The sequence below is a fragment of the Tardiphaga sp. GW822-FHT04G09 genome, from assembly GCF_058800725.1.
Window position 1 is genome coordinate 76,842 of the sequence record NZ_JBXAMO010000023.1, and the last position, 21,038, is coordinate 97,879.

16 protein-coding genes are annotated in these 21,038 nt (G+C 61.2%); 4 read left to right on the plus strand and 12 right to left on the minus strand.

What is annotated here, in order from left to right:
• Positions 1-150: 150 nt before the first annotated feature.
• Together secA and AC1RLZ_RS26955 are read left to right on the plus strand one after the other, a co-directional pair.
• Entirely contained in the window at positions 151-2,997 is a 2,847-nt protein-coding gene (gene secA, locus AC1RLZ_RS26950) for a preprotein translocase subunit SecA (protein WP_493191124.1), read from the plus strand.
• 201 nt (positions 2,998-3,198) lie between these two features.
• Positions 3,199-3,903, plus strand: a complete 705-nt coding sequence (locus tag AC1RLZ_RS26955) for an MgtC/SapB family protein (RefSeq protein ID WP_493191136.1) — start codon at positions 3,199-3,201, stop codon at positions 3,901-3,903.
• Positions 3,904-3,934: 31 nt separating this feature from the next.
• Here the strand turns inward: AC1RLZ_RS26955 and AC1RLZ_RS26960 are convergent, their stop codons facing one another.
• Together AC1RLZ_RS26960 and AC1RLZ_RS26965 are read right to left on the minus strand one after the other, a co-directional pair.
• A complete protein-coding gene (locus AC1RLZ_RS26960; protein WP_493191125.1) occupies positions 3,935-5,419 on the minus strand; it encodes a L,D-transpeptidase family protein in 1,485 nt (494 codons plus the stop codon).
• Between the two features lie 425 nt (positions 5,420-5,844).
• Positions 5,845-6,501: a J domain-containing protein gene (locus tag AC1RLZ_RS26965; RefSeq protein WP_371420737.1), complete on the minus strand. Its 657-nt coding sequence runs from the start codon at positions 6,499-6,501 to the stop codon at positions 5,845-5,847.
• Between the two features lie 136 nt (positions 6,502-6,637).
• Here AC1RLZ_RS26965 and AC1RLZ_RS26970 point away from each other — a divergent pair, with 136 nt between their 5' ends.
• Entirely contained in the window at positions 6,638-6,910 is a 273-nt protein-coding gene (locus AC1RLZ_RS26970) for a BolA family protein (RefSeq protein ID WP_493191126.1), read from the plus strand.
• 159 nt (positions 6,911-7,069) lie between these two features.
• On the opposite strand, the gene AC1RLZ_RS26975 is transcribed toward AC1RLZ_RS26970, so the two are convergent.
• From AC1RLZ_RS26975 to AC1RLZ_RS27015, 9 genes are all read right to left on the minus strand, one after another.
• Entirely contained in the window at positions 7,070-7,291 is a 222-nt protein-coding gene (locus AC1RLZ_RS26975; protein WP_371420739.1) for a formate dehydrogenase subunit delta, read from the minus strand.
• The gene (gene fdhD, locus AC1RLZ_RS26980) at positions 7,269-8,117 is read right to left on the minus strand and encodes a formate dehydrogenase accessory sulfurtransferase FdhD (RefSeq protein ID WP_493191127.1); all 849 of its coding nucleotides are present in this window, start codon (positions 8,115-8,117) and stop codon (positions 7,269-7,271) included. The genes AC1RLZ_RS26975 and fdhD overlap by 23 nt, the downstream gene beginning before the upstream one ends.
• A gap of 15 nt (positions 8,118-8,132) precedes the next feature.
• Positions 8,133-11,042 (minus strand): formate dehydrogenase subunit alpha, encoded by a 2,910-nt coding sequence (gene fdhF / locus AC1RLZ_RS26985; protein WP_493191128.1) that lies wholly within the window; start codon positions 11,040-11,042, stop codon positions 8,133-8,135.
• A gap of 12 nt (positions 11,043-11,054) precedes the next feature.
• Positions 11,055-12,626, minus strand: a complete 1,572-nt coding sequence (locus AC1RLZ_RS26990; protein ID WP_493191129.1) for a formate dehydrogenase beta subunit — start codon at positions 12,624-12,626, stop codon at positions 11,055-11,057.
• Positions 12,623-13,114, minus strand: a complete 492-nt coding sequence (locus AC1RLZ_RS26995) for a formate dehydrogenase subunit gamma (protein WP_068729534.1) — start codon at positions 13,112-13,114, stop codon at positions 12,623-12,625. Before AC1RLZ_RS26995 ends, AC1RLZ_RS26990 begins: the two co-directional genes overlap by 4 nt.
• Before the next feature lie 188 nt (positions 13,115-13,302).
• On the minus strand, positions 13,303-14,202 hold the full coding sequence (locus tag AC1RLZ_RS27000) for a LysR family transcriptional regulator (protein WP_149529976.1): 900 nt from the start codon (positions 14,200-14,202) through the stop codon (positions 13,303-13,305).
• A 276-nt stretch (positions 14,203-14,478) separates the two neighbouring features.
• On the minus strand, positions 14,479-14,685 hold the full coding sequence (locus tag AC1RLZ_RS27005; protein WP_371423252.1) for a hypothetical protein: 207 nt from the start codon (positions 14,683-14,685) through the stop codon (positions 14,479-14,481).
• A 480-nt stretch (positions 14,686-15,165) separates the two neighbouring features.
• Positions 15,166-17,151: an O-linked N-acetylglucosamine transferase, SPINDLY family protein gene (locus AC1RLZ_RS27010; RefSeq protein WP_493191130.1), complete on the minus strand. Its 1,986-nt coding sequence runs from the start codon at positions 17,149-17,151 to the stop codon at positions 15,166-15,168.
• 202 nt (positions 17,152-17,353) lie between these two features.
• Positions 17,354-18,859, minus strand: coding sequence for a porin (locus tag AC1RLZ_RS27015; RefSeq protein ID WP_493191131.1), 1,506 nt, complete (start codon positions 18,857-18,859; stop codon positions 17,354-17,356).
• Positions 18,860-19,207: 348 nt separating this feature from the next.
• On the opposite strand from AC1RLZ_RS27015, the gene AC1RLZ_RS27020 reads away from it, so the two are divergent.
• On the plus strand, positions 19,208-19,753 hold the full coding sequence (locus AC1RLZ_RS27020; RefSeq protein WP_371423249.1) for a MarR family winged helix-turn-helix transcriptional regulator: 546 nt from the start codon (positions 19,208-19,210) through the stop codon (positions 19,751-19,753).
• 43 nt (positions 19,754-19,796) lie between these two features.
• Here the strand turns inward: AC1RLZ_RS27020 and AC1RLZ_RS27025 are convergent, their stop codons facing one another.
• On the minus strand, positions 19,797-20,939 hold the full coding sequence (locus AC1RLZ_RS27025) for an alpha/beta hydrolase family protein (RefSeq protein ID WP_493191132.1): 1,143 nt from the start codon (positions 20,937-20,939) through the stop codon (positions 19,797-19,799).
• Positions 20,940-21,038: the final 99 nt, after the last annotated feature.

Below are 21,038 nucleotides of genomic sequence, written 5' to 3' on the forward strand. Positions count from 1 at the left end.
TCCCACTCATCTCCCGGGGTCTTGCTTTTTTGGCTCCCCGCACCGGGGTCCAGACAGCAATCCGCCACAGACTTTGGATATGACGAGGCTGGGCGACCGCTGCACCATTCCACGGCTTTCGGGCCGCATTGCTAAAGACAGGATTTCGTGATGATCGGCGCGCTCGCCCGCAAGTTCTTCGGCTCTGCCAACGACCGCCGCGTCAAGGGATATCAATCGCGCGTCGCCGCGATCAATGCGCTGGAGCCCGAAGTCTCGGCTTTGTCCGACGATGCGCTAAAAGCGCGCACCGCCGAGTTCAAGGCGCAGCTCGAAGCCGGCAAGACCCTCGACGATCTGCTCGTCCCCGCTTTCGCCACCGTCCGCGAAGCCGCCAAACGCACCCTCGGCCAGCGTCACTTCGACGTGCAGCTGATCGGCGGCATGGTGCTGCATGAGGGCGACATCGCCGAGATGAAGACCGGCGAAGGCAAGACGCTGGTCGCCACCCTCGCCGTCTATCTGAACGCGCTCGCCGGCAAGGGGGTGCATGTCGTCACCGTCAACGACTACCTCGCCAAGCGCGACAGCGGCTGGATGGGTCAGATCTACTCGTTCCTGGGCCTCACCACCGGCGTGATCGTTCACGGCCTCGACGATGCCGAGCGTCAGGCGGCCTATGCCTGCGACATCACCTACGGCACCAACAACGAATACGGCTTCGACTATCTCCGCGACAACATGAAGTACCGGCTGGAGGACATGGTCCAGCGTGGCCACTTCTACGCCATCGTCGACGAAGTCGACTCGATCCTGATCGACGAGGCACGCACCCCGCTGATCATTTCGGGCCCGCTCGACGACCGTTCGGAATTCTACAACACCATCGACACCTTCCTGCCGAAGCTCGAAAAACTCACTGACTTTGAGGTCGACGAGAAGCAGCGCACCGTGACGCTGACCGAAGCCGGCATGGAGAAGATCGAAACCCTGCTGCGCGATGCCGGCCAGCTCAAGGGCGAGACGCTGTATGACGTAGAGAACGTCTCCGTCGTGCATCACATCAATCAGGCGCTGCGCGCCCACTCACTGTTCAACCGCGACAAGGACTACATCGTCCGCGACGACGAAGTGATCATCATCGACGAATTCACCGGCCGCATGATGCAGGGCCGCCGCTATTCGGAGGGCCTGCACCAGGCGCTGGAAGCCAAGGAACACGTCACCGTCCAGCCGGAAAACCAGACGCTGGCCTCGATCACGTTCCAGAACTACTTCCGCATGTACAAGAAGCTTGCCGGCATGACCGGCACGGCTCTGACCGAAGCGGATGAGCTGTTCGACATCTACAAGCTCGAAGTCGTCGAAGTGCCCACCAATGTCGGCATCGGCCGCATGGACGAGGACGACGAGGTCTATCGCACCCAGGACGAGAAGCACGCCGCCATCCTCGCCGAGATCGAGCGCGCCAATGCACGGATGCAGCCGGTGCTGGTCGGCACCGCGTCGATCGAAAAATCGGAAGTGCTCGGCGAGTATCTGCTCAAGAACGGCTACAAGCTGATCGACTTCACCAAGCCGAAGGCGATGGACAAGCTCTATGCGGCCGCGCGTTCCGGCAAGCCGGCGAAACTGTTCGCAGTGCTGAATGCGCGCTTCCACGAGCAGGAAGCCTATATCGTTGCCGAAGCCGGCGTCCCCGGCGCCATCACCATCGCCACCAACATGGCCGGCCGCGGCACCGACATCAAACTCGGCGGCTCGGTTGAGATGCGCGCGCAGATCGAAACGGCCGACATCACCGACGAAGCCGAGAAAGCCGCCAGGATCGCCGAGATCAAGGCCGAGATCGAGCGCTTCCGCGAGACCGTGCTGAACGCCAAGGAAGTGGTCGAGATCGAGCCCGCCAAGGGCAGCAAGCCGGCCAAGACTGTCGAGAAGCCCGGCGGCCTCTACATCATGGGCTCCGAGCGCCATGAATCACGCCGCATCGACAATCAGCTCCGCGGCCGCTCCGGCCGTCAGGGTGACCCCGGCCGCTCCAAGTTCTTCCTGTCGCTGGAAGACGACCTGATGCGCATCTTCGGCTCGGATCGTCTCGATACGATGCTGACGCGCCTTGGCCTCAAGGAAGGCGAAGCGATCATCCATCCGTGGATCAACAAGGCGCTCGAGAAGGCCCAGCAGAAGGTCGAAGCGCGCAACTTCGACATCCGCAAGAACCTGCTCAAATATGACGACGTGCAGAACGACCAGCGCAAGGTGATCTTCGAGCAGCGCGTCGATCTGATGCAGAACGACAGCGTCGCCGAAACCGTCAACGACATGCGCCGCGCCTTCGTCGAGGATCTCGTCACCAAGCACGTGCCGGAAAACCAGTATGCCGAGCAGTGGGACGTGGCCGGCCTGAAGGAAGAGCTCAAGCGCGTGCTCGACCTGGATCTTCCGGTGGACGAATGGGCCAAGGAAGAAGGCATCGCCGACGAGGAACTGCTCAACCGCATCGAGCAGAAGGCCGACGAGCACATGGCTGCCAAGGTCGCCCAGTGGGGTCCCGACGTGATGCGCTATGTCGAGAAGACCATCCTGTTGCAGACGCTGGATCATCTGTGGCGCGAGCATCTGGTGATGCTGGATCACCTGCGTCAGGTCATCGGCCTGCGCGGCTATGGCCAGCGCGATCCGCTGCAGGAATACAAGGCGGAAGCCTTCAACCTGTTCGAGGCGATGATCGCCAATCTGCGCGAAGCCGTCACCGCACAATTGATGCGCGTCGAGATCGTGCCGCCGGACGTGCAGCCCGATCTGCCTGTCATGGAAGCCCACAAGCTCGACTACAACACCGGCGAAGACGAGATGGCCTTCGCCAATGCGGCGCTGGCACCGATGGGCCAGCAGCAGCCGGCCGTCGCCCGCGATCCGAACAACCAGGACACCTGGGGCAAGGTCGGTCGTAACGAGGACTGCCCGTGCGGTTCGGGCAAGAAGTTCAAGCACTGCCACGGGCGGTATGCGTAAACTGACCTCCGGGTAGATCGCGAGACCATCTGAAATCCCTCCCCTTCCGGGAGGGATTTTCTTTTGGGCTGTAGGTTCCAAGCATTCACGCAGCCAAGCACTGCGCCAGATAGCGTTGACGACGATTGGACAACGCGTTGCAGAGGACTAGCCTACTCCATCGCGCCGACACGAGCGGCGCAGGAATGAGGGGGCGTGTCGATGATGTCCAATTCCGAAATGCTGATCCGACTGATCTCCGCCGCAGCACTTGGCAGTCTGATCGGTTTCGAGCGCGAGCGGCTGCTGTGGGCCGCGGGCATTCGCACACATATGCTGGTGTGCGTCGGCTCCTGCCTAATCATGCTGGTCTCGCAATACGGCTTCTCGAACGTCCTCGCTCAGGATCATGTCGTGCTTGATCCGTCGCGTATCGCGGCGCAGGTGGTGTCCGGCATCGGCTTTCTCGGTGCTGGATCGATCCTGGCGCGCGGCGAAATCGTCAAGGGGCTGACCACGGCGGCAAGCATCTGGACGGTGGCGGCGATCGGCCTTGCGGTGGGCGGCGGATTATATCTCGCGGCCGGCGCATCGACAGTGATCATTCTGATCATCCTCGTCGGTATCAAGCCGCTCGAGGAAGCCTATCGCTCGCGCAACCAGACCTGCATGCTGAAGGTTGAGGTGGAGAACAACAGCCTGACGCCGGAATTGCTGCGCGAAACCTTGTCGCTGCGCTCCAGCCAGGTGAAGCGCTTCCTCGTGGAAAGCCGAGATCCTCAAGGCACCGACCAGCTCTCGATCCTGCTCAGCAAGGTCTCGTCACAGGATATCGCCAGCTATCCTTCGAAGCTGCAGGAGCTCGATGGCGTGAACCGGGTGAGCATCGTGAAGCGTGCGAGCAACAACGGCGCCAATCACACGTAAGCGATATATCTGAGGGGAGAGCGACGCGCGTTTAGCGCATCGCCGAGAAGCGATCCGAGAACGAATTCGCGGACACGACGGGCGCAGCGCCTGACAGCGCAGCCGTACCGCTGCCGCCGCCGGAGGCTGGCGCGGATGGTTCGGCCGACAGCGTCGGCTTGAGCGGCGGACGCGGGGTGGCGGCGACCGGCGCGGGTGCCGGTTTCGATGCCGTAGCGGCGGCAAGTGCCGGGCTGGCCTTGGCCGCAGTCTTCGGCTTGGCGGAAGGGACCGGCACAGCTGGCGCAGCCGGAGGCGGCGTCGTCGCCGTGGTTTCCGAACCGCCGATACCGACCTTCTTGGCGAGGCTGCTGAAGAAGCCACCATCCGACGAGGCCGACGCAACACGCGTAGAGGGTACGGCAGCGACCGGCTCTTCCGATGCTGCGAACAGCGAGGCCGAATAGGAGGTCGTCGCTGCAGCGGTCGCCCTGGGCGGATTGACATGCGGTGGAATGGTGCCTGGCGCGCGTGAATAGGCAGCCGTCTGCATGCCCGACGGCTCCGGATCCGACAGGCCGGTAGAAGCATCAGGCAGCTTGGCGGCGAAGACGCGGTTCATGCCGCCGTCGATATCGGGACGGCGCTGCGCGACCGGCGTACCCTTGGCGATCAGTTCGGCAATCTTCGCATCGTCCTGCGCCTGCTTGGCGGCGACGGCATCAGCGATCTCCGCCGGGACCTGATAGACCGGGCACTTGGCAGAAGCGTTGAACACCAGCGGCTTGGTCGAGCCTGCAGGTGCGGCCGGATCGAACACATACTTGTTCTCGCAGAACTCGACCTTCGGCTCCTGCCGCGTCACTTCGAAATGATCATAGCCCTGCTTGATCATCTTCCAGAACGGCATGTTCGGGTTGTTGCGATGCTTGGCCATGTTCACCGGCGTCATCTTGAACGGAAACGCCGCAAACTGGAACGAGCGCTGCCCGCCGAAGAAGGACTCACGACCCAAAGAATAGATCTCGGCGATCTGTTCGTCGGTCATAGCGAAACAGCCGCGCGACGAGCAATCGCCATGCACCATCAACTGCGAGCCGGTGCGTCCCAGCGACTTGTCGAAAGCGTTGGGGAAACCGGTATTGAACGAGAGATAGTAGGACGAGCGCGGATTCATCTGCGCCGGCGTGATCGCATAGAAACCTTCCGGTGCCTGACGATCGCCTTCCTTGACCTTCGGACCGAGATCGCCGGACCAGCGGCAGATCGGATAGGTCTTCAGGAGTGCAAACTGGCCGGAGCGATTCTGCTTCCAGACTTCGAGTTCGGCTTCCTGCTTGAACACACGGACCAGTATCGGCGACTGCAGGTCCATGTCCTTTTCAGCCATCTCGGCGACAAGCTTGGGAGGAACGGGCTGATTGGCTTTGGCGTTGCTGGCGAGCGACATGTCTTCGCCATTGCAGCCGGCCAGCACCACGCCTGTCGCAAGTACGACTGACGTCAGCAGCGCGCGAACAAGCGAGCGATGTTTCAAAGCTAAGCTCCGCAGCCGACGGGACGTCGACACCCCAAGGAATAAAGACAAATGAGCCCTTATTCGCACGCAAATATTAGCCTTAAGGCCTCCTGCTCGCAAGGCAACTGGCCGTGAGCAGCAGGTTCCGTTCCGGCGATGGTCAATAGAGATTGAAGATCTGAGGCCGGGCGGAATTGCGGCGGGATTTGGCGCGGGAGCTAATTAAGAGGGCGGAGACAGGGTTATGCTTAATGGTTTGGCAGCGCTCTGAGCCACTCCATCAAGTTCTCATGGTATGGAGGCGCCGCTTCGGCGCCATCTCGAACCATGAGATGAGGAAGCTGGAGCTCACCGCCATCCCAGCGAATGGCCCCGCCACCCGCAAGAAGACGCACGCCTTCGGCGTGCTTCTCAGGACGCGGTAGGAAGTCTGTTGAGGGTGCTTATGAACCCCGGACCACCGTCTTCAAGTAATTGTAAGCCTTGATGATTTCGATCAACCGGTCCTCGGTGGAGCGGTCGCCGCCGTTGGCGTCGGGGTGGTGCTGCTTCACCAGCGCCTTGTACTGCGCCTTGACGTCTTCCAGCGTCGCGCTGGGGCCGAGACCCATGACCTGCAGCGCCTTACGCTCGGCATTGAAGATCTTGCGGGTTTCTTCCTTGATCGGCTGCTGCGGCTTGCGGGCCCGGCCACGACCCATGCCCATGCCGTTCATCTCGTTGAACATGGCGAACGGGTCGATGGCCCCGTCCAGATCGGGCTGCGCCGCCTTGCTGCCGTCCTTGGAGCCGTTGGCGCCCATCTTCCAGGTCGGACGATGGCCGGTCAGCGCGTCCTTCTGGTAGCGCGCCACCGCATCCGGAGCCATGCCCTGGAAGAAGTTGTAACCCTGATTGTATTCGCGGACGTGGTTCAGGCAGAAGTGCCAGTATTCCTTGTCCTGCGCGCGGCCCTTGGGCGCACGGTGCGGACCCTTGTTCTTGCACTCGGGCCATTCGCACATAATAGCTTCTTCGCGCGCAGCGGCCTGCTGCTTCGCGCTCAGCTTGTTGGGCTTGATACGGATGCTGTCGAAGAATTTGGATGAGTCGATGGGCATGGCTGACTATGACAACGCAATGCAAAAAGCTTCAAGTCTTGACATTCGGATTACCTCGTTCGGCGCGCTGCGCCGCACCAAGTGGTCGCCACATCGTGATTGACCATGAGCCGCGCGAACCGCTAAGCCGGCCATCATGACCATGAAAGATAACATCACAAAGAAGCTGACAGAGGCTTTCGCGCCCCAGCGGCTCGACGTGACCGATGAATCGCATCTGCATGCCGGTCACATGGGCCACCGCCCGGAGGGTGAAACCCACTTCAGGGTCAATATTGTGTCGGAGGCCTTCGAAGGGAAGAGCCGGATCGACCGCCATCGCATGATCAACGAGCTGCTGGCGGCGGAACTGGCGGGAACGGTGCACGCGCTGGCGTTGAAGCCGCAGACGCCGAAGGAAGCTGGCTAGGTTTCGTCGCGACGCCCTGCACGGTCATTCCGGGCCGCGAGTACCGCCTGGCGATTGCGCCCCCGGAATCTCGACCCGGGAGTCTCCGACAGCGCCATGCCACATCCAGATTCCGGTGCACGTGCGCGAAGACGCGCCCCGGAATGACAAGCGGGTAGCCTACTTCTTCAGCGTCGCCAGCGCATCGCGCACATTCGGCTTCAATCCCGCGCCGCCGGCATCCAGATGCTCAAAGATCTTCTTGCGCATGCGCGGATCCCAAAACTTCCTGATGTGCTCGGCGATCCCGGCCACGGCATGGTCGTGGCCCTGACTGTCGAAGAAGGAGCCAATCTGGTTGGCCATGTAGATCAGCCGGTCAGGCGACGTCGATGTGTGCATGTTCACTTCCCGATGCGTCCGCGACCACCCGGTGCGGATGCGTAAAGACTTCAAAACCGTCGGCGCGCGCGATGGCGGCCAGCGTGATGCCGGCAGCCTCCGCCATACGGATCGCCAACGCGGTCGGCGCCGAGACCGAGACCATCAGAGGCGCGCCGATGGCGGCGGTTTTCTGCACCATCTCCACGGAGACGCGGCTGGTCAGCAGCACCATGCCCTGGCTGGTATCGATCTCAGATTGGACATTGCCCTGCGCCAGCGCGCCAGCCAGCTTGTCGAGCGCGTTGTGACGGCCGACATCCTCGCGCAAAGCGACGATGCCATCCGCCGGCGTCCAGAACGCAGCAGCATGGACAGCGCGGGTCTGGATGTTGATCTTCTGCAGCGGCGACAGCAACTCCATCGCCGCCATGATCTGGTCAAAAGAGAAGGTGCCACCGGGCGCCACGACGGCTGCAGGCTTCACGGCTTCCGAAATCGAGTCGATGCCGCACAGACCGCAGCCCGTCGGCCCTGCAATCTGACGCCGCCTTGCACTGATGCTCTCAGCCGTCTCGGCTGCGAGCCACATGCGCAGTTCGACGCCGTCGTCGAACGCCACGGCTTCGAAGCTCTGGATCTCGTCGGCAGACGCCACCACGCCTTCGCTGAGGCTGAAACCGATGGCGAAGTCGTGCAGGTTGTCAGGCGTCCCCATCATGACGGCATAGGTGCCGCCATTATAGGTGATCGCCAGCGCTGTCTCTTCCGGCACCGCGCGCAGCCCCTCGCTGACGCCGGACCGGCGCCAGATCTTGCGGGGGACTGAGCGAACCGGCTCGTGCATCTCTGGTCTCCAGGCCTACTCCGCAGCTTCCACCACGGGCATGGCGATCCGGCGCGACTGGCGGGCCTGCTCTTCATATTCCTTCTGCCACTCGGACGGACCGTTCGAGGGCGAGATCTGCACCGCCGTCACCTTGTATTCCGGACAGTTGGTTGCCCAGTCCGAGAACTCGGTGGTGATGACGTTGGCCTGCGTCGTCGGATGATGGAAGGTCGTATAGACCACGCCCGGTGCCACGCGTTCGGTGATCAGTGCACGCAATGTCGTTTCGCCGGCGCGGCTCTGCAGCCTCACCCAGTCGCCATCACGGATGCCACGCTGCTCCGCGTCGTGCGGATGCAGCTCTAGACGATCCTCTTCATGCCAGACCACGTTCTCGGTGCGCCGTGTCTGCGCGCCGACATTGTACTGGCTGAGAATCCGGCCGGTGGTGAGCAGCAGCGGGAAGCGTGGCCCGGTGCGCTCATCGGTGGCGACGTATTCGGTGAGCATGAACTTGCCCTTGCCCCGCACGAAGCCGTCAATGTGCATGATCGGCGTGCCCAGCGGCGCCTTCTCGTTGCATGGCCACTGCACCGAACCCAACTCATCAAGCTTCGCAAAGGAGACGCCGGCGAAAGTCGGCGTTAGCGCCGCGATCTCGTCCATGATTTCTGACGGATGATTGTAGTTCATCTCGTAGCCCAGAGCCTTGGCGAATCCCAAGGTGACTTCCCAGTCCTCGAGCCCGTTCTTCGGCGCCATCACCTTGCGGACGCGCTGGATGCGGCGTTCGGCATTGGTGAAGGTGCCGTTCTTCTCCAGGAAGGTGGAGCCGGGGAAGAACACATGCGCGTAGTTCGCCGTCTCGTTCAGGAAGAGATCATGAACGATGACACATTCCATTGCCGACAGTGCGGCGACCACATGCTTGGTGTTGGGATCGGACTGCAGGATGTCCTCGCCCTGCACGTAAAGGCCCATGAAGGTGCCTTCGGTGGCGGCATCGAACATGTTGGGGATGCGCAGGCCCGGCTCGGGATTGAGCTTCACATTCCACATCGCCTCGAAGGTCTCGCGCACCGCATCGCCCGAGATGTGGCGATAGCCCGGCAGCTCGTGCGGGAACGAGCCCATGTCGCAGGAGCCCTGCACGTTGTTCTGGCCGCGCAACGGATTCACGCCCACACCCGGCCGGCCGATATTGCCAGTGGCCATCGCCAGGTTGGCGATCGCGATCACGGTGGTGGAGCCCTGGCTGTGCTCGGTGACGCCGAGGCCGTAATAGATCGCGCCATTGCCGCCGGTCGCAAACAGACGCGCGGCCGCACGCAGCTCCTTCGGATCCACGCCGGTCATGATGGCAGTCGCTTCGGGGCTGTGGTTCGGCTGCGCGACAAACGACGCCCAGTCCTCGAACTCGCTCCAGTCGCAACGCTCGCGGATGAAGGCCTCATCAGCGAGGCCTTCGGTGACGATGACATGCGCCAGCGCGGTGAGCACGGCAACATTGGTACCGGGCATCAGGGGCAGATGGTGCTGCGCCTCGATATGTGCCGAGCGCACGATGTCGGTACGGCGCGGATCGACCACGATCAGCTTGGCGCCGGCGCGCAGCCGCTTCTTCAAGCGGGAGGCAAACACCGGATGGCCGTCCGTCGGGTTGGCACCGATGATCATCACGACGTCGGTGTCTTCCACCGAGTCGAAATCCTGCGTGCCAGCTGAGGTACCGAAGGTCGAGGACAGGCCGTAGCCGGTCGGCGAATGGCAGACGCGCGCACAGGTATCGACGTTGTTGTTGCCGAAGCCGGCGCGGATCAGCTTCTGCATCACGAAGACTTCTTCATTGGTGCAGCGTGACGACGTGATGCCGCCAATGGAATCGCGGCCATACTTGGCCTGGATGCCCTTGAACTTCTTTGCCGCGAAATTGAAGGCCTCATCCCAGGACACTTCCTGCCATGGGTCCTCGATGCGCTCGCGGATCATCGGGTTGAGGATTCGTTCCTTGTGGTTGGCATAGCCCCAGGCGAAGCGGCCCTTGACGCAGGAATGGCCGCGATTGGCCTTGCCATCCTTATACGGCACCATGCGCACCAGCTCCTCGCCGCGCATTTCCGCCTTGAAGGTGCAGCCGACGCCGCAATAAGCGCAGGTGGTCACAACGGAGTGCTCTGGTTGGCCAATCTCGATCACGGCCTTCTCGGTCAGCGTCGCGGTCGGGCAGGCCTGCACGCAGGCGCCGCAGGACACGCATTCCGACCCCAGGAAGCTCTCGCTCATGCCCGGCGACACGCGACTGTCAAAACCGCGGCCGGAGATCGTCAGTGCGAAAGTGCCCTGCACTTCCTCGCAGGCGCGGACGCAACGCGAGCAGACGATGCACTTCGAGGGGTCATAGGTGAAGTACGGATTGGATTCGTCCTTCGCCATCCAGTGATCGTTTTCGCACGCTTCCGGCGAATTGTGGGTGTGCTTCGGACCGCTCTTGGCGAACACGTGGTTCTCGCCGTCATAGCCGTAGCGCACGTCGCGCAGGCCGACCGCGCCGGCCATGTCCTGCAATTCGCAGTCGCCATTCGCAGCGCAGGTCAGACAGTCGAGCGGATGATCGGAGATGTAGAGCTCCATTACGCCCTTGCGAAGCTTCGCCAGCCGCTCATTCTGGGTGTGGACCACGAGGCCTTCCATGGCCGGCGTGGTGCAGGAGGCCGGCGTGCCCGCGCGGCCTTCGATCTCGACGAGACAGAGACGGCAGGAGCCGAAGGCATCCACCATGTCGGTGGCGCAGAGTTTTGGAATCTGCGTGCCCATCTCCATGGCAGCGCGCATGATCGAGGTGCCCTCGGGCACCGAAACGCTCTGTCCGTCGATGGTCAGCGTGACCATCTTTTCGGACTTCGAGCGCGGCGTACCAAAATCGATTTCGTGAACGAGCGACATCTTGTTGCTCCTTTACTCTGCAGCCTGAAGGCGCGTAGGCGCCGGGCCGAAATCATCAGGGAAATGTTTCAATGCGCTCATCACCGGATACGGCGTAAAACCGCCCAGCGCACAGAGCGAGCCGAACTTCATCGTGTTCGACAGATCCTGCAGCACAGCGATGTTCTCGGCGACGCGCTCACCGCGGCGGATCTTGTCGATCGTTTCGACACCGCGGGTGGAGCCGATGCGGCACGGCGTGCACTTGCCGCAGGATTCGATGGCGCAGAATTCCATCGCGAATCGTGCCTGCTTCGACATGTCGACCGTGTCGTCGAACACCACTATGCCGCCATGGCCGATCAATCCGTCGCGCTTGGCGAAAGCCTCGTAGTCAAACGGCGTGTCGAACAATTCGCGCGGGAAATAGGCACCGAGCGGACCGCCGACCTGCACCGCGCGGACCGGCTTGCCCGTAAAGGTGCCGCCGCCGATATCGTCGACCAGTTCACCGAGCGTGATGCCGAAGGCGACTTCAAAGAGGCCGCCAAATTTGACGTTGCCCGCGAGCTGGATCGGCATCGTGCCGCGCGAGCGGCCCATGCCATAGTCCGCATAGGCCTTTGCGCCGTTATCGAGAATGAACGGGATCGCCGCAAAGGACAGCACGTTGTTGATGACCGTCGGCTTGCCGAACAAGCCCTTATGGGCCGGCAGCGGCGGCTTGGCGCGGACGATGCCGCGGCGGCCTTCGAGACTCTCAAGCAGCGAGGTTTCCTCGCCGCACACATAGGCACCTGCGCCGACGCGAACTTCGAGATCGAACGAATGCGCCGAACCGTTGATCCTGTCGCCGAGATATCCGGCGCGCTTGGCGGCTGCGATGCCCGCATTCATCGCCTCGACGGCGTGCGGATATTCCGAGCGGATATAGATGTAGCCCTTGGTTGCACCCACAGCGATGCCCGCGATGGTCATGCCTTCGATCACCACGAAGGGATCGCCTTCCATGATCATGCGGTCGGCGAAGGTGCCGCTATCGCCCTCGTCCGCATTGCAGACGATGAATTTGCGATCGGCCTTGGTATCGGCCACCGTCTTCCACTTGATGCCGGTCGGGAAGCCGGCCCCACCGCGGCCACGCAGGCCGGAGGTGGTGACATCGGCAATGATGCCGGCGCTATCCAGCGCCAGCGCACGCTCGAGGCCCTTGTAGCCACCATGTGCGATGTAATCCTGAACCGAACGAGGATCGACCACGCCGCAGCGCGCAAAGGTCAGACGCGTCTGCTTCTTGAGCCACGGAATCTCCTCCGCGACACCAAGACACAGCGCGTGCTGGCCGTTTGCGACCATCGCATCGAGCACCGACGCAACGTCTTTCTCTTCGACCGGACCGAAGGCGACGCGACCTTCCGGCGTCGCGACTTCGATCATCGGCTCAAGCCACAGCAATCCGCGCGAACCGGGGCGAATGATCTCGATGGCAAGCTTGCGCGTCGCGGCCTGTGTCTCGAAGGCAGAGACAAGTTCATCGGCACCGACGGAAACAGCGGCCGCATCGCGCGGAATGTAGATCTTCAGAGTTTTATCAGACGATGTCATCGCTGTGCCTCCGCGACCAGCGCATCGATGCGCTTCTCATCGAGGCGGCCAACCAGACGGCCGTCCAGCATCGCCGATGGCGCCGTGGCGCAGAGCCCGAGGCAGTAGATCGGCTCCAATGTAACGCGCTGATCCGCCGTCGTATTTCCAAACTTTACACCCAATTTCGCTTCCGCGCGCGCCGCAAGCGCATCGCCGCCGGCGGCCTGGCAAGCTTCGGCCCGGCAGATCTTCAGCACATGCTTGCCGGCCGGCTCGTGGCGGAAGTCATGGTAGAAAGTGAACACGCCATGGACCTCGGCGCGGGACAGGTTACGCGCCAGCGCGATCATCGGAATTGCCGGCTCCGGCACGTAACCGAAGGCTTCCTGCATTGCATGCAGGATCACGATCACACCGCCTTCCACATGAGACAGGCTTTCGATGATCTCGGTGCCGCGATCGGCACTCCAAGACTCATAAGCATTGGGCTCGTAGGCTGCGTTCATCCCGGTACTCGATTAATCCAATGACTGGAAAACCGATCAGAATTGGAATCGATCCAAAGATCAATAAAGCTGTCTCATGCTGCGATACGGAAATGGTATCGACAGCCGGCGAAACCAATGAATTTGAAATGGTTAGCCTGGTTGCGACGCGGTAGGTGCTATGCAGCAACCCATCATCAACCGCCGCCTCACGCCTCCAGCGACGGCGCCACTTCGCGGGCGATCTGCACCAGCGTCGCCACCAGGGGGGTCATGGGATCGCGCTGAGGCACTACAAGACCGACGCCGTAATTCACCACGGGATCGACGATCGGAATCATGCGCACCGAGTCGTTGGCGGTCAGACCCAGCGTCTCTGCCAGCTTGGCCGGCATCACGCTCGCCCAGCGGCCGGTCTTTACATGGGTATAGAGCACGATGATCGAATTCGACGTCAGCATCGGCATCGCCTCGGCACCAACCGACTTCAGGGCACGATCGATAATGCGGCGGTTCTGCATGTCGGGGGTCAGCAGGCACAGCGGCACCTGGCCGACTTCGCTCCAGGTAACCGTCTTGCGATCGCCGAACATGCTGTCCGGCGAGGTCAGCAGCCGGTAGCTTTCTTTATAAAGCGGGATCGACCGCACTTTGCCGAGCGGCTCGTTCTCGATGTAGGTCAGCCCGGCATCGACTTCGAGATTTTCGAGCAGACCAAGCACTGCCGCCGATGTGCAGGACACGATCCGAAAGCGCACGTCAGGATGCCGCGCGCGGAATGGCGTCGTCAGCGACGCTACCATGCCGAGGACGGTGGGAATCGCAGCGATGCGGATCTCGCCCGAGAGACTGTCCTTGAGGCCATTGATTTCCTGCTTCATCGCGCGGGCATCGCCAACGATGCGGCGTGCCCAATCGAGCGCACGTTCGCCTTCCGGCGTGAAGCCCTGGAAGCGCGATCCGCGCTGCACCAGCATCACGCCGAGCATGTCCTCGAGCTGCTTGAGGCTGGTCGACATCGTGGGCTGCGTCACGCCGCAAGCTTCCGCGGCGCGGCCAAAATGCCGTTCCTTCGCCAGCGACAACAGCAGTTCAAGTTTTTCGATCAAGGGACGCCCCGCTCCGACCACATCATTATTGCCGAGGTACGGCGCGACGATCGCGTGTGTGGCCTTCGGTATCCGCCCTCAAGGCAAAGCATATGGCGCGAAGCTGTCAGCCTGCAACCATCGCAGCGACGCAGGCGGAGATCAGCCCCGGGCAAGCTTCCCGCTTCAAGATATCATCTGGTTGGGGTCTTTCGGCGGTCTGCTTCGTCGCGGGGTCCACGGCCCCGGCGACGACAGCAAACGGCAAGTGCGATCAGCAAGAGGGCTGATCCGAGATCAACCCAGGCGGCTGATCTGCTCTTCGGTCACGACGCGCTCGATGTTCTCGGACTTGCTCTTGATCCGGTAACGCGGGCGACCATCGGCTTCGATCGGAAGGCGAGATGTGATGGTGTAAATGCTGCGTTCCTTGACGGTGGAACGGCCCTGCGGCCCCTGCAGCTGGTGGTGAACGTCCTCATTAATTGCGTAGTTATGCGCCATTATTCATACTCTCCACGATGAGCGGCTTTTAGCCACAACTTGCTCAAAAAGCAAGAAATCTCTAGCAATTTCGGTCAGATAGCTCGTCAGTCCTGATATGCAACGATGCGCAACAGGTCATAATCTGGATGCCTTTGCGACAGATTCGATCCTATGCAGCCGATCTGTTCAGCAGCAATTCCGTCGTTTTCAGAGAGGGTTGGACTGATTCAAGGGCGTGCCGCCATGGCACAGTTCCGCTCCCTTGGTGCGTTGGTAATGAATCATGGAACCAGCCGCGCTACCCGAATTGGGGCCCCAAAAGCCGAAAAACCACCGGCAGGGCATTGCCGGTGGTTTCGGAGATTTACATCAGAGCGCGCGAGTCTCCTTGAAGACCTAGGGCCGTCAAAAAATTTGCCGGCTGCGCACGAAAATATTACATGAGCTAGAATGTTGAGCGCAATACCTGATTTGCTCAACCAAATATATTATTGGCGTTTAGTCAGCGGGAAACATGATATGGCCCGGCGCCAGGCCTGCCCGGGCTCGCTCGGCCATCTTGCGAAATGCTGTTTCGATATCGCGCGCCAGACGCCGGGTGTTGAAGGCCGGCATTTTCAGACGATTGGCAGATAACTTCTCCCGGATCGACGATAATCGCTCCGGATTCCGCGCCAGTTCGATGGCCATGCGCTCATAGCCATCTCGGTTCGCCGCAATCAACTCCGACATGCCCAGATTCCGCAGAAGACTTGCGGCGACGCGCCCTGCAAAGGTTTCTCCGCGACACGTCAGCAAAGGCAATCCAGCCCATAATGCGTCGCTCGCTGTCGTATGCGCGTTGTACGGCAACGTATCCAGAAACAGATCCGCGCACCGATGCCGCGCCAGGTGCTCGGCCGGCGACATGCGCGCAGCAAAAACCAGGCGCGCGGGATCGATGCCCCGTGCTTGCGCTTCGCGGCGCAAATTCGCCACGGCCGCAGCGCTGTCCTCCAGCAACCAGAGGACGCTGCCGTCAATGGCTGAGAGAATCCGCATCCAACTGTCGAAGACATTGGGCGTGATCTTGTAGGCATTGTTGAAGCAACAGAACACGAAGCCCTGCGCAGGCAACCCGACCTCGGCACGCGTGAATACACGTGTCGATATCTCTCGGCGATCGTCATTGGCCTGATAGCAATTCGGGAGCCAGGCGACTTTCTCGCTATAGAACTGCCGGTGCTCGGGCGGCAGGACATGCTGATCGGCGAGGATGTAATCCATGAAGCCCGCGCCGAGCGTGCCGGGAAAGCCGAGATAATTGACCTGTACCGGCGCGGCCCTGCGCGCGAACACGCCGGTGCGCTGCTCACCGAAATAGCCGTTGAGATTGACGAGGATGTCGATGCGCTGCGCGCGAATGGCGTCCACCGCCTGCGGATCGCTCAGTGTGGAGATATCAACGATCCCATCCACGGCACCAGCGATGCGTCGCCTGATGTCGCTGCCGTCGTCGTGCCCGTTGTCGATGGCAAAAATCTCGAATGCGCTTTTATCGTGCTGCTCTAGCACACCGACCAGCAACAGCGAGGTCGCCTGCTGTCGAAATTCACCGGACAGATAGCCGACGCGGATTTTTGCATTCGGCCCGGCCGGGGAAGCACGCAGCAGCGGGGCCTGCATGGGAAAACGCGAGGCGTTGGTCAGCTCGGCGCAGCGCTGCAGACTGCGTTCCGAGGTGGCAACGCCCTGCCAGCCGAATGGCTCGGCTGCCAGTTTGCCGGCAGCAAGATCAGCCTCGATCTCGGCAATCAGCGCATTCGTGTCCTGCCAGTTGCAGACCAGCATCTTCTGATGCAACAGATTGCCTTTCAGCAACGGCATGTCCGGATTGAGTTGATGCGCGCGACCATAGGCCTCCGCCGCTTCAGCCGGCATCCGCATCTGGCCAAAGATATAGCCGCGGCCAAACCAGGCTTCCGCTAGATCGGGCTGCAAGGCGAGCGCCGCCTCGCAGGCTGCGAGCGCATCGTCATAGCGCTTCAACTCCGCCAGCGACTTGCTTTTGTTGAAGAAGGCCGCGGCATAGCGCGGATTGAGCGCCAGCGCGCGATCGAAATCCGCCAGCGCAGCCGGGTAATCGCGCAGATCGTTCAGAACCGTGCCACGGTTATTCAGCGTTTCGGCATTACCGGGATTGAGCGCCAGCGATTCGGTGAAACGCTGCAGCGCCTCGTCCGGTCGATTCAGCGCCTTCAGCACTAGGCCGTAATTGTAGAACGCGGCATCCGATGTCGCATTGATGCGCAGGGCCGCCTTCAGATGCGGCTCGGCCTCCGCATGGCGCTTCAGCGCGACCAGCACGATGGCCAGAATATTCAACGCGGGAAAATGCTTCGGATCCCTGCGCAGGAACCTGCTGAACCCGCGTTCGGCATCCTGCAGCCGGCCCTGCTGGAAGGCGGCGAATGCGCTTTGAAACAGTTCAGCTGGAGAGGCCATGATTTCGCGGACTTCGGGCTTTGCAGGCTGCCGGGCCAAGGATGACGTCGCCGGTATAGACGCCCGCCTCTGTGGCGTCGAGAACGCCGGGCGCAGTCGCCCGAGAGACAAACGCCCTTTGGGCCGCGAAAAGCAAAAACCCCCGGCAGTTTCCTGCCGGGGGTCTTTGTTTCAAAGACTGGTCGTCGTGAGACGATCAGAATTAGAAGGAGCGCAGGATCTGCACCGAACCATTGTAAGCGTTCTGACTGGAGAGCGCGTAGCCACCAACCGGGGTCGCCTTGCCGGTCACAACACCGTTCCAGGTGCCACCGAGGTTCTGCTCGAGACGGCTATAGGTGAATTGAGCCGACAGGGTCAGGTTCTGGACTGGGGTCCAGGCGGTACGGGTACCGATCTGAGCCAGGCCGAGGTCGAAGTTACCAGTCGAACCGACGAGCGAGCCGTTGTTCGAACCGCCGGCCACTCGGGCCGGGTCGAAGGCAGCGGCGAGAATGGCGTTACCACCAGCACCATACGAAATATGGCTGTAGTTACCGAACACCGAGGTGCGCCAGGCCGGGTTCCAGTAGTGCTCGTAGAACGCGCTAACCTGCCACGCGTCGCTCTGGATGATCTGGCCGCCATTGGTGTAGACGCCGTCGAGGACGTAGCCGAAACCAATCGTATTATCGGTGATCTTGGCATAACGACCGCCACCGTTGGTATCTGTGGTGCCGCCGAAGATGTACTTGGCAGCGCCCTGGGCGTAGCTGGCTTCGATCTTCAAGCTGTCACCTGCGCCGGTGGGCAGGTTCTTGAACTCGACGGCACCCGTCACAGCGAACCCGTAGGAGTCGTCGGCGTGGCCGCCAGCAGCGCCAATAGCGCCGGTGTAGAAGTTCGGAGTGATCGTATGCATCGCGGCAGCGAAATGCAGGGTGCCCCAAGCCTGATCGAGACGGAGATTACCCACAACGTCCGGAATGTGATTACCACCGTACGAGTTACCGGTGAAGGTGTTCGACGCGGCACCATAGGAGTTGGCAGTGTTGGCGCCGAATGGACCAACGAGCGCTGCCGTGTTGTTGTAGATACCTGCGTTGCGATAGGGCGACGCGTTCTCAAGCGAGATCGTGCCCGACACGCCGTTACCGAACGAAGCGGTGTAGGCGATCTGCGGCAGACCGGTCGCATTGTTTGAACCGGCGTTGAAGCCCGACGAGATGTACGGCTTGGCGAGCGCCCACTGGGGATCGAACTGCGAGACGGCCTTACCGAAGGTGAAGCCGGCGAACTGGATGAACGCGTAGTCGACTTCGGTGTAACCACCGGCGATCGATTCACGATCCTGGAGGAAGTCGAACTGAATGTTCGCGTAGGTACGAACCACGCCGTATTCGGTCGCAGTGCGGGTGTCCGTCGTCAAGTTGATGCGTTCACGAGTCGAGTAGTAGTTCTTCGCGTACGTACCAGCGCCGCCGGCACCACCCTGCCAGAACGGAACGTCGTAAGTGCCGCCGTTGAAGGCAGTGTCCAAACGAATCGCGCCGCCGATCTTGATGCAGGTATCGGTGCCCGGGATGTAGTAGAAGCCTGCGCCGTAGAGCGAGCAGATCTTCACGTATTCAACTGCCTTGGCCTTCACCGGAAGATCGGCTGCCTGAGCTCCGCCGATGGCGATCAGACCCGCCGCCGAGCCGAGGATAAGGCTCTTAATCATCGTCATGTTAAACCTCCAAGTTGTCCAAAAGGGAAGGTTCCGGATCTGCCAGACGCGAGCGCCCGAAGATTTAGTCCCCCAAGTCCCCAAACTAACCGCCTCAGCACTTCGCGCTTTCGGAAACACCCGCATAACGCGAGGCACTCAAGCGAACTACTTCAACGGGACGATCGAGGGTTGCCCCATCGCCGGAACCGACAATGCCTGCGCAATTCTTAGAAGCAAAATACTTTATGAACTCAGGTAACTTTATCGCGATGCAGTGTGGTTTCCCAGCAACACACGAAATCGTGGTTTGCTCGTCACAATTCACTGATACAATTATAGAATTCTAAGAAGTGTTAGGACTATGGAATGGCCGGCGGGGCGACAGCGACTATGCGTGGGGGATCTCCGGGCTGGAACGAAAATGACCTTTCGATTTTTGTGAGCGGGCAGAATCAGGAAGTCATTCGACAGTTCATCTGGGATATCGCATCCATCAACGTTCATCTCGAAGGTATCCGCCAGTTCTGGGCAAAGGAACTCGGCATCAGCGGGCCGCAATGGATGATCCTGATGGCCGTCAGCGACCTCGATCGCGGCAACGGTGTTCCGGTCAAGGACGTCTCGGCCATGCTCCATGTCGACCCGTCTTTTGTCACCACTCAGTCTAAAATGCTTGAGAAGAATGGCTTCATGCAGCGCGTTGCGTCCCGCGAGGATGCCCGCGTCGTGCTGATGTCACTGTCCGACAAGGCCAGCAAAAAGATCTCCGCGCTCTCGACCCGGCGCGAGTCGATCGGGGATTTTATTCTCGGAGATATCGACGAGCAGGCCATGAAGGAGATCGCACAGCACATGTCCCAGCTGAAGAATCGCCTCGAAAAAGCGACACTGATGCTGGAAGTTAATAGCTGAACATCGCCGGCGAGCAGCGGGTCAATCGACCGAGCCGGGACCTCTATTTCGCCCTTGCACCCAGGCGATCGACAATCCAGTCGAAGATGAACTCGTTACCCACGGTCGGATTATCGATCTGGGCAGGCGAAGCTACCGTTTCCGACGCGCGGAAGATCTTCAATTCGATGTCGAGGCCGTTTTGTTTCAGGACGCGGCAGCATTCCGTGACGTGATCGACATCGAGCCAGTCGCGCTCGCCCATCGCAACCAGGACCGGGCATTTGATATTGGCGGCAACACTGCTGCTGTTGAAGCCCTCGATTTCGCTCGGACAGCCGAGACCCGCCCGGCCTGAAATACGACTGGCGATAAATGCGCGCTCGTGAAGCTCCCAGATTCCGGCATCACACACAGCGGCTGCAAAGCGATCGTCGAGATTGGCGCCGCGTGTCGCAAAGGCGGCTCCCAGGCCGTCGCCGAAGATCGCAATTCGCTCTTGATCGATATCGACACGGTCGGCCAGGAAATCGACCCAGCCGCTGATTGCGGTTTCGACGTCATATCGACAAGGCGACCCGATCATCTCCTGGCTATAGGATTGACCGGGCAAATCGACGAGCAACAGCGAGAGACCGCGTTCCAGCGCGTAGCTGGGCACCCTGTGCAGATGCTCTTCCTTGTAGTGGCCTTGCCCAACGACGCAGAGAACGACCGGCGGCGGCCGCGTCGCGTGCCGCGCAGGAACGAAGTATCCCTGCAACACACTGTCCCGCCACGGGATCTCGACGACCTCGCCGGCAGGCGTTGTATGCTGCACGTAAAGTCGGGCGCAATCCTGCATCAAGGCGATGGCTGCGCCTTGCCGCGGATCGCTGCAAGCGAGCATGACCTGAGCGGTGCGGTAGTAGTTGGTCGCACGCAGCCAGTTGCTCAGCGCCGTCGGGATGCGGCCGCTGGCCAGCGCCTCCGCGGCGCGCTCACGGTTGATATCAGCCGCGTTATACCATTCGCGGTACCAGCTTTCGTCATCGCGCGGATTGATGCGCTCCGCCGCCAGGAAACATTCCGAAACGGTACTTCCGCCTTCCTGCGCCGCGCGCAGCACGCGCAGGAACTGCAGCGAGAAGTCCTCATGGCCTGGCCATTGCTGCCAGCCGCGCGCCCGTGGCGACGGGACGGCCCTGCCGAAATCGATAATGGTCACATCCCTAGCCCCAGACGGAGATGGGGATGTCCCGGTCGCTGTTGAAATTGTGAAGTAGGCGTTGCTCGCCTTGAGCCTGTTAGGCTCGGGGTGTCGAAT